Genomic DNA, 9,881 nt, shown 5'->3' with positions numbered 1-9,881 from the left:
GGCAAGCTCGTAATGCAAGCGCGGCTCGTCAGGTGCCAGGCGCCATAGCCCGGAATAAGGGTTGCCGAGGGCAAAGAGCTGTTCCTGCAGACGGGTCACCTGCGCCCTTTCACCGGCCAGCATGCTGGCCTCGATGGCCACGCCAAGTAGCTTCGCGCCGTGGTAGTCGCGAAAATGCTTCGCCTTGGAAAGCGAGGCCGACGCGGCTTCATACGCCACCTGCTCTTCGGCGGCGGCGCGGGCCTGGGCGTACTGCCCCTGCTTGAACAGCAGGTTGACCAGCAGCGTGCCCCCATCCAGCCTCGCGTTGATGCCGTTGACGCCCTCCCTGCGGCCCGCCTCCATCGCCACCCGCGCCGCGACCGTGGCCGCCGCCAGGGACTGCTCGCGGTCCAGGCGCTGCGCCTTGAGCAAGAGTATGTAGGAAGGTTCCTGCTTAGGCTCCGCAGCCCAAGTGGTGGTACAGAGTGACAACAGGATGGCGGCGCAGAGAGCACCGTATCGGCTTCGCGTTCGGCGCGTCATGTCAGATCCCTGGACAGACACCCTACATTTGCAACTCATTGTTCAACTTCTCCGTAACACAATCAGACAGTCCTTTTTTTGAGCATTTCGCTCATCCGAATAACGGGAGCGTTGGCGCCATGTAGGCCCTGTTCCCGGCCACGACTCGAACAGCCAGGTAGGCTTGGCCAACGAACGATTTGGAGTGGTGCGAGTGGCTGGCATCGCCGTCCGGATCGAAGGCGGCACCCGGGGCCTGGCCGCCCGCCGTCGATGGGCAGATGGAGCTCTGCACGTTCGCCTCAGCCCGGAAAGCGCCCACAGAACGCGTTCCCTTCATAGCTATGCATGATGGGCCCCAGGACCATCAACGGACCGCAGGCATGAACGGTTGAAGTCAGGCGTTTTCCCTTCTCGAGCGTGCAGACGGGAAGCTGCAACGGAATGGGCACGATGACCGCCCATAACGTGACCCCGCACCAGGCTCGAGTGGTGTTCGAGCTGTCCGCATCAGCCTGCGGGTCAGCCGATGGCGTCGGTTCTCGCTCTGGCAACGAGACCGTCGCCCCTATGCATCCAGTGAGAAAAAGGGGTAGCACCGACAGGGCCGTTATCGTTCTTGTGTAGCACTTGAAATTCATCGCTTGGGTTATCCATACACCAGCAGAAAGCCTCCGATGGCACCAAGGCCGGCTGCTCGAGCAGGCCCTCCGGATCGAAGCCAGGGCTCTCGCCGAGCCGTTCGACGTGGAGGGCATACAGAGCGCCGAGGGCTTCGCTGCCATCGGCGATATGGCATTGACCTTGGTGCCCAAAAAGGCGCCAAGGTTAATGCAACCGTCACCTCGACGTCGATTCTGGACCAGCCGCGCGCGCGATCCGCCCTAGCCGCGCAACACGAACTGCGGAAACATCTCGCGGATGTGCTGCCACAGGTCGGGCACCATGACCTGGACCGGCGCGTCCGACAGCTGCGGGTCGAGCATGCGCGCGGTGCGTACCAGTTGCACGGCGAAACGCTTGACCCCGAAAGCCTGCAGGCGCTGGGCCAGGAGCAGCAGGCGCGCCGGCTCGAACAGCTGCCAGTGCACGGTGGTGCGGCATTCGTAGTCGACGCCGCTGGCCAGCAGGTGCTCCAGGCTGCGCCAGTTGGCCACCCCGCTGCGCTCGACCCCGGTGATCGCCGGGACGTCTTCGGCCAGCCCCTTGACGTCGAAGCCGACCCAGTCGGCACCGGCCACGGCCCGGGCGAAGGCCTTGGGCTTGATCCCGGCGCTGTGCAGGCCGACGCGAAAGCCCATGGCCCGCACCTCCTCCATGGCGCCGGGCAGGCCGTCCTGCAAGGTCGGCTCGCCACCGCTGAACACCACCGCGTCCAGCAGGTCCTGGCGCCGTTGCAGAAACCCCAGCACCCGGCACCAGTCCAGCTCTTCGCTGCCCCGGGGCGGGATCAGCTGCGGGTTATGGCAATAGCGGCAACGCCAGGCGCAGCCCTGGCAGAACAGCACGCAGGCGAGCTGGCCCGGGTAGTCGAGGGTGGTCAGGGGCACCAGGCCCCCGACCCGCAGCTTTCGGCTCATGGCTGCCCTGCCGCGGCGGCCGGTTCGGTGAAGTGCTGGCGCTCGCGGTGCTCGGACTGCTTGCCCGGGTTGAAGGCCGAGACCGGGCGGTGATAGCCCATCACCCGGGTCCAGACTTCACAACGTTGACGTTGCGCCAGTGGCAATGCGGCGTGTGCATTCATGGTGGAACTCCTTGCGGTTGAGGGAAGGCAGGTCAATGGGCGGTGCCGGACTGCTGGGCCTGCAACAGGGCTTCGTCGCACTTGGGGCAGAACTCGTGTTCGCCGTCGAGGTAGCCATGCACCGGGCAGATGGAAAAGGTCGGGGTCACGGTCAGGTACGGCAGACGGAAACGCCCCAGGGCCTTGCGCACCAGCTGCTTGCAGGCCTGGGCCGAGGAAATCCGCTCGGCCATGTACAGGTGCAGCACGGTGCCGCCGGTGTACTTGCATTGCAGTGCGTCCTGCAGCTCCAGGGCCTCGAACGGATCGTCGGTGTAGCCCACGGGCAACTGCGAGGAATTGGTGTAGTACGGCGCCTCAGGGCTGCCGGCCTGGAGGATGCCCGGGTAACGCTTGCGGTCCTCCTTGGCGAAGCGGTAAGTGGTGCCTTCCGCCGGCGTCGCCTCGAGGTTGTAGAGGTGGCCGGTGTCCTCCTGGAAGCGCACCAGGGTGGCGCGCACATGGTCCAGCAGGGCCAGGGCGAACTGGCGCCCCTGCGCGGTGTGCATCCCCTCCTCGTCGCCGCTGAAGTTGCGCAGCATTTCGTGCAGGCCATTGAGGCCGATGGTGGAGAAGTGATTGCGCAGGGTGCCCAGGTAGCGCCGGGTGTAGGGGTACAGGCCGGCGTCCATATGGTGCTGGATCACCTTGCGCTTGACCTCCAGGCTCTCCATCGCCAGTTCCATCAGGGCGTCCAGGCGTTGCAGCAGGCCGCTGGTATCGCCCTTGAACACATGGCCCAGGCGCGCGCAGTTGATCGTCACCACCCCCAGGGAGCCGGTCTGCTCCGCCGAGCCGAACAGCCCGCCGCCGCGCTTGAGCAGCTCGCGCACGTCCAGTTGCAGGCGGCAGCACATCGAGCGCACCTGGTTGGGCTGCATGTCGGAGTTGAGGAAGTTCTGGAAATACGGCAGGCCGTAGCGCGCGGTCATTTCGAACAGGCGCTCGGCGTTGTCGCTGTCCCAGGGAAAGTCGTGGGTGATGTTGTAGGTCGGGATCGGAAAGGTGAATACCCGGCCCTTGGCGTCGCCGGCTTGCATCACTTCGATATAGGCGCGGTTGAGCAGGTCCATCTCGGCTTGCAGCTCGCCGTAGGCAAAAGGCATTTCCTCGCCGCCGATCACCGGGATCTGCTCGCGCAAATCCTGCGGGCACACCCAGTCGAAGGTCAGGTTGGTAAAGGGCGTCTGGGTACCCCAGCGCGACGGCACGTTGAGGTTGTAGATGAACTCCTGGAGCGCCTGGCGCACCTCGGGGTAGCTCAGGCGGTCCTTGCGCACATAGGGCGCGAGGTAGGTGTCGAACGAGCTGAAGGCCTGGGCCCCGGCCCATTCGTTCTGCAGGGTGCCGAGGAAGTTCACCATCTGTCCCAGGGCGCTGCCCAGGTGCTTGGGCGGCCCGGCCTCGACCCGCCCCGGCACGCCATTGAGCCCCTCATGGAGCAAGGTGCGCAGGGACCAGCCGGCGCAGTAGCCGGCGAGCATGTCGAGGTCGTGGATGTGCAGGTCGGCCTCGCGGTGGGCGCGGCCGATGACTTGGCTGTAGACCTCGTCCAGCCAGTAATTGGCGGTGACCTTGCCGGACACGTTGAGCACCAGCCCGCCCAGGGAGTAGCCCTGGTTGGCGTTGGCCTGGACCCGCCAGTCCTCGCGGTCGAGGTATTCGTTCATCGAGGTCGCCACCTCGACCAGGGTCTTGCGGTCCCGGCGCAGGCGCCCGTGCCGTTCGCGGTAGACGATGTAGGCGCGCAGGGCGCAGAAGAAACCGGCATCCATCAGCACCCGCTCGACCCGGTCCTGGATCTGTTCCACGTGCAGCCGGGCATGCTGCTCCAGGTGGGCCAGTACCGCCTCGAGCAAGCCTTCGGCTTCGGCCTCGGCGTAGTCGCCACTGGCCTTGCCGGCGGCGATCAACGCCTGGCGGATCTTGTCCGCGTCGAAGGCAACCAGGCTGCCGTCGCGTTTGTGCAGGCGGTTGTGGCCGCCCCTGATCAGCGTGCTGTGCATTTGACCCCCCAATACTACATATAGGTATTTTTAGATCTTGAGACACAAGATGATGTGAGATTACGGAGAGTTGGGGGGATTGCCATTGATCGTGGTCAAGTTTTTTTGGGGCGTGTACATATCCGTTTCTGCGGTAACGGCCACTTAGGGTTCCGCTCTTACAGCGGCTCACTTTTGAAAAGCGCAAAAGTAAGCAAAACGCTCTTGCCCCTCCACTCGGTGCCTCGCCTAGGCTCGGCATGCCCTCACTCCGGCATTGATCCGTGGGCCGCCGCAATGGGCCATCCCTGGCCCAGTGCGGCTAACCCGGCGTCCTGCCGGGTTACCCACGGCTCAATGCCTGCGTTCGGCCATCGTGGTTAACGGGGCGCTCAGATCAAAAACAAAGCCGAGGCGGCCTACCGGCCGGCCTGGTTGAGAACGCATTCCCTGTAGCCGCTGCCGAGCGCAGCGAGGCTGCGATAGGACCGAAGGTCCTCCGGCGATCTCAAGATCCCTGCGCCCCCTGCGGGGTCGATCGCAGCCTCGCCAGGGCTCGGCAGCGGCTACAAATGCGCCGACCGGGAGGTCGCGCCAAGCGCGGCTTTGGCTTTTGATCTTGCTTTTGATTTACCCGCCCCATCGGCAGGCCGAGTGGAGGTGTTCATCAGGGGGTAGGCGCGCAGCGCCCCTCGACGAAGTCGAGGACATCGAGAGGAGGTCGAAGCGAAGCCGACCGGAGGCGATGCCCCCTGATGGACACCGGAGGGAGGGAACCCGAGCGCAGCGAGGGCCGTACGCTAGGGGCAAGCGTTTTTGGTTCCTTTTTAGGCGTTTGTAAAAAGGGACCCGCCGTAAGGGCGGAACCATAAGCCGCCGTGACCGCAGGAATGGATATGTACACCGTCCAAAATCACCACTGCAGCCACCACCGTCATCGCGGGCAATCGAGCGTCGACCGGCCGCTCCTACAGAAGCAGAACCAGTCAACTGTCACCCATGTGCTTGAACCATTGTGTTCCCCATGTGGGTGAACGGCATCAGCTACCCGTTACCGCAGCAACGGATATGTACACATTCTCACCCCCCACTCATATTCATAAACCTCACCACCTGCACCGTCCCCTGCGGATTGAAATCATGCCCCCACGGCTTACGCCGCAACGCCTGGTGCAAGGCGTCGGTCAAGGGCCGGTCGTCCAGCGGATAACGGCGCAGCAGCCCACGCAGGTCCAGGGCGTCGTCCTGGCCCAGGCACAGCAGCAGCTTGCCTTCAACGGTCAGCCGCAGCCGGTTGCAGGTGCCGCAGAAGTTGTGGCTGTTGGGCGAGATAAAGCCGATCCGCGTCTCGGGGTGACGCTCCAGCCGCACATAGCGCGCCGGACCGCCGCTGTGCTCGGTGCTGTCGAGCAAGGCATGCTGGCTGGCGATCAACGCCCGCACCTCGTCGCTGGAACAGAAGGCCTCGCCCCGGGAGCGACCGACGTCGCCCAGGGGCATTTCCTCGATAAAGCTGATGTCGATGCGCTGCTCGATGGCGTACCGCACCAGGTGCGGCACCTCCTCGAAATTGCGCCCCTTCATCACCACGCAGTTGAGCTTGACCCGCTCGAACCCCGCGCCGCGCGCCGCCTCGATACCGCGCAGCACCTGGTCGAGATCGCCGTTGCGGGTGATGGCGCGAAACTTCTCGCCATCCAGGCTATCCAGGCTGATGTTCATGCGTTTGACCCCGGCCTCCGCCAGCGGCCGGGCCAGGCGCGCCAGTTGCGAGCCATTGCTGGTCATCACCAGTTCGCGCAGGCCCGGCAAGGCGGCGATGTTGCGGCACAGCCCGACGATGCCCGGGCGAATCAGCGGCTCGCCGCCGGTCAGGCGGATCTTGCGCACGCCCTGGCCGACGAACAGCGCCGCCAGGCGCTGCAACTCCTCCAGGGTCAGCACCTGCTGTCGCGGCAGGAAGGTCATGTTCTTCGCCATGCAGTACACACAGCGAAAATCGCAACGGTCCGTCACCGACATCCGCAGATAGTCGATCTGCCTGCCGAACCCATCCTGCATCACCTTGTTCATGCCCTTCCCCTTCCCCAGCCGTTCACTGCACCAGCGGCGAATCGGCGCCTTGCAGATGGATACCGCGAATGTCCGCGGCGCCGATCAGGGTTTGCAGGTACTGCACCACCGCCTTTTGCCAAACACCCTGTTGCAACTGGTTGCGGATCGCCGTCGCCACCGCCTCATAGGGCAAGGCCTGGCCTTCGACCCGCTGGTCGACGCTGATCACGTGCCAGCCGTAGCGGCTTTCCAGCGGTTTGCCGGCCAGCCCCAGGGGCAGGCCGAACAGCTGGCGCTCCAGCTCCGGCACGGTCTGGCCCTTGCTGATCTGCCCCAGGGAACCGCCCTGGGCCTTCGACGGGCAGGCCGAGTACTTCTGCGCCAACTCGGCGAAGCTGTCGGGCTGCTCGTCCAGGCGTTGCAGCAGGATCTCTGCCTGGACCTGGGCGGTGCTGCGCGCGCCGGCATCGTCCGGCGCGCATTCGAGCAGGATGTGCCGCACCGCCAGCAACGGCGCGCTGTGGAAACGCGCGCGGTTGTTGTCGTAGTAGCGCCAGCAGCTGGCCTCGTCGCACTCGGGCACCTGCACCTCGCGTTCCAGCAGCAGGCGAGTCGCCGCCTCCTCCTCGTTCTCGCCGGCGCCGACCTCCAGGGCCAGGCCCAGCTCGGCGACCCGCTGCTGCAACAGCTCGCGGATCACCAGGGCCTTGGTCGCCAGGTATACCGCCTCCTCGCGGCTGTCCGCCGGGTGGTATTGCAGTTCCTGCGCCAGCGCCTGGGGGGTGATCGCCACCTGGTTGACGCTGACGATCGGCCACTCCTGCTCGCTGCTGGCGATCAGTTGCAGCGGAGCCTCGTCACTGGCCGCCGGCTCCTCCTCGGGTGGACTGGGCGGCGTGAATTCCTGCGCACCGCCCCCGCCCTGCTCGATTTCGCTGCCGCTCTCGGGCACCGCCGGCGCTTCCCGGGTCGAACCCGCGCAACCGCCACTACCGTTACCACCACCGCATCCACATCCAGACATGACCGTCTCCTCAGATTTTCTGCCGCACGATTTGATAACGCCGTCCCAGGTACCAGACCGGAGCGCTGACCACATGCACCAGGCGGGTGAAGGGGAACAGCACGAACAGGGTCAGGCCGAGGAACACGTGCAGCTTGTAGGTCAGGCCGACCGGCGCGATCGCCGCCGCGGCGTCCATCGGCCGCAACATCACGGTGTTCTGCGCCCAGTCGGCGAGCATCACCATCACCGAGCCGTCCATGTGCGCGGTGGACGCGACAATGGTCAGAAGGCCCAGCAGCAACTGCGCCAGCAGCACCAGCAGGATCAGGATGTCCGAGGTGCTGGAGGCGGCGCGTACCCGTGGGTCGGTCAGGCGCCGCTTGAGCAGCATCAGCAGGCCGATCAGGCACAGCAGGCCGAAGAAGCCGCCGGAGACCATCGCCAGCAACTGCTTGTGCTCGGTGCTGATCACATGGTGGTAGACCGAGGCTGGGGTCAGCAGGCCGACGAAATGCCCGGCCAGCACGAACAGCACGCCGACATGGAACAGGTTGCTGGCCACGCGCATCCCGCTCTGGTTGAGCATCTGGCTGGAACCGGCCTTCCAGCTGTACTGCGAGAGATCGAAGCGCGCCCAACTGCCCAGCAGGCAGACCGCCAGGGCCACATAGGGATAGATCCCGAACACCAACAGATTCCACTTAGACATTACCCACCTCCCCGGCCGGCGCGGCGGCCGGCCCCTGATGCTGAAAATCCACCCAGTGCAGCGGTACCGCGCTTTCTTCCCGGGCCTTGCCCGGCGCGCCCGGCAGTGCGCTGCAACGTTCCTGCTGCTCGGCCTTGAGAAAGTCCACCGCCTCCTCTTCCCAGACCTTGTCCAGGGCTTCGAGGGAGTCGTCGCGCTGCTCCGCGGCCACCTGCTCGCGCAGGTCGGCCACCGCCTGGTGCGGCTCCTCGCCGGCGATCTGCAGCAGCGCGCGGAAGCAACTGGCGTAGGCGCTCTCGCGCTCCTCCAGGCGCGCGGCAAGCAAGGCCAAGAGGTGCGCGACATCGGCCAGGCCCTCCCGGGCCTCCAGGTCGTCGCGGGTGGAGAGGAACTCCAGGTACAGCGGGATGTAGTCCGGCAGCTCCTTGACGTCGATCGCGAACCCCGCCGCCTCGTACTGCGCCAGCATGTCGACCATGGCCTGGCCGCGGTCCCGGGACTCGCCGTGCACATGCTCGAACAGCAGCAGCGACAGCGCACGACCGCGGCCGAACAGCGCGCCGTAGTGCTCCTGGCCATCCATCAGGTCGTTGTTGCAGAGCAGCTCCAGCAGCTCGAACAGCGCGCCGCGTTGTTTCGGGCTGATTTCCCTAGCCTGGATGATCGCCTGCTCCAGTTCGTCGCGGCCCGCAACCAGGGTTGCGCTCGGGTAGTCGAGCAGCAGCGAAATCACTTTCAGGATGCGCATGCTCAGTCCTCCCACAGCTGCACGGTTTTCAGGATGTCGCGGCGGTTGGCCTTCTTCGCCCCGAACATGTTGGTGTCGGAACTGCCGCTGCAACCGCTGCCGAAACTGAAGCCGCAGCCGGAACGCTCGGCGAAGGCGTCGCTCATGGCTTCCTCGCGGTGCGCGCTCGGCACCACGTAGCGGTCTTCGTAGTTGGCGATGGCCAGGTAGCGGTACATCTCTTCGACCTGGCTCACGCTCAGGCCAGCGTCCTTGAGTACCTGCAGGTCCTGCACCCCTTCCACCTGCTGCGAACGCTTGTAGGCACGCATCGCCAGCAGGCGCTTGAGGGCGCGCTTGACCGGCTTCTCGTCGCCGGCGGTCAGCAGGTTGGCCAGGTAACGCAGGGGAATGCGCAGGCTGTCGACATCCGGGATCACCCCGTTCATGCCCACGGTACCCGCGGCCGCGGCGTTCTGGATCGGCGACAGCGGCGGCACGTACCAGACCATCGGCAAGGTGCGGTATTCCGGGTGCAGCGGCAGCGCCAACTGCCAGTCGACGGCCATCTTGTACACCGGCGAGCGCTGCGCGGCGTCGATCACCGACTGCGGCACGCCGTCCGCCAGGGCCTGGCGGATCACGGCCGGGTCGTTAGGGTCGAGGAAGATCTCCAGCTGCTTCTGGTACAGGTCCTGTTCGTTGGCGGTGCTCGCCACCTCGGCGATGCGGTCGGCGTCATACAGCAGCACCCCGAGGTAGCGGATGCGGCCGACGCAGGTTTCGGCGCAGACGGTGGGCATGCCGGCTTCGATGCGCGGGTAGCAGAAGATGCACTTCTCGGACTTGCCGCTCTTCCAGTTGAAATAGATCTTCTTGTACGGGCAGCCGCTGATGCACATGCGCCAGCCGCGGCACTTCTCCTGGTCGATCAGGACGATGCCGTCTTCCTCGCGCTTGTAGATCGCCCCGCTCGGGCAGGACGCCGCGCACGCCGGGTTCAGGCAGTGCTCGCACAGGCGCGGCAGGTACATCATGAAGGTGTTTTCGTACTCGCCATTGCCAGAGCAAAACTCAGCGGACCCAGTGCGGTTACCCAGGTCACGCCTACA

The 9,881-nt window shown here is 65.4% G+C and carries 9 protein-coding genes; all 9 read right to left on the bottom strand.

The annotated features are described in order from the left end of the window. Positions 1-525 (bottom strand): hypothetical protein (locus tag ACQKQA_RS28360; protein WP_427564529.1); only part of this gene is annotated, 525 nt, incomplete at its 3' end. Positions 526-1,388: 863 nt separating this feature from the next. After that, on the bottom strand, positions 1,389-2,084 hold the full coding sequence (locus ACQKQA_RS28355) for an anaerobic ribonucleoside-triphosphate reductase activating protein (RefSeq protein ID WP_427564528.1): 696 nt from the start codon (positions 2,082-2,084) through the stop codon (positions 1,389-1,391). Then, complete coding sequence (nrdD, locus tag ACQKQA_RS28350) at positions 2,081-2,248, bottom strand: anaerobic ribonucleoside-triphosphate reductase (RefSeq protein WP_427564527.1); 168 nt, start codon at positions 2,246-2,248, stop codon at positions 2,081-2,083. The genes ACQKQA_RS28355 and nrdD overlap by 4 nt, the downstream gene beginning before the upstream one ends. A gap of 32 nt (positions 2,249-2,280) precedes the next feature. After that, on the bottom strand, positions 2,281-4,293 hold the full coding sequence (locus ACQKQA_RS28345; RefSeq protein ID WP_427564526.1) for a ribonucleoside triphosphate reductase: 2,013 nt from the start codon (positions 4,291-4,293) through the stop codon (positions 2,281-2,283). A gap of 1,059 nt (positions 4,294-5,352) precedes the next feature. Then, positions 5,353-6,345 carry a GTP 3',8-cyclase MoaA gene (gene moaA, locus ACQKQA_RS28340; RefSeq protein ID WP_427564525.1) on the bottom strand — a complete coding sequence of 331 codons (993 nt, stop codon included), beginning with the start codon at positions 6,343-6,345 and terminating at the stop codon, positions 5,353-5,355. A 22-nt stretch (positions 6,346-6,367) separates the two neighbouring features. Then, positions 6,368-7,351, bottom strand: a complete 984-nt coding sequence (locus ACQKQA_RS28335; protein WP_427564524.1) for a peptidylprolyl isomerase — start codon at positions 7,349-7,351, stop codon at positions 6,368-6,370. Positions 7,352-7,361: 10 nt separating this feature from the next. Further along, on the bottom strand, positions 7,362-8,042 hold the full coding sequence (gene narI, locus ACQKQA_RS28330) for a respiratory nitrate reductase subunit gamma (protein WP_427564523.1): 681 nt from the start codon (positions 8,040-8,042) through the stop codon (positions 7,362-7,364). Next, positions 8,035-8,790, bottom strand: coding sequence for a nitrate reductase molybdenum cofactor assembly chaperone (gene narJ, locus ACQKQA_RS28325; protein ID WP_427564522.1), 756 nt, complete (start codon positions 8,788-8,790; stop codon positions 8,035-8,037). Before narJ ends, narI begins: the two co-directional genes overlap by 8 nt. 2 nt (positions 8,791-8,792) lie before the next feature. Next, the coding region (gene narH, locus ACQKQA_RS28320; protein WP_427564521.1) for a nitrate reductase subunit beta at positions 8,793-9,881 on the bottom strand (1,089 nt) is incomplete at its 5' end.

It is taken from the genome of Pseudomonas sp. NPDC089530 (genome assembly GCF_050280705.1).
In the GTDB taxonomy this organism is placed as follows: Bacteria; Pseudomonadota; Gammaproteobacteria; order Pseudomonadales; family Pseudomonadaceae; genus Aquipseudomonas.
This window is presented reverse-complemented; position numbering and strand designations above follow the sequence as displayed.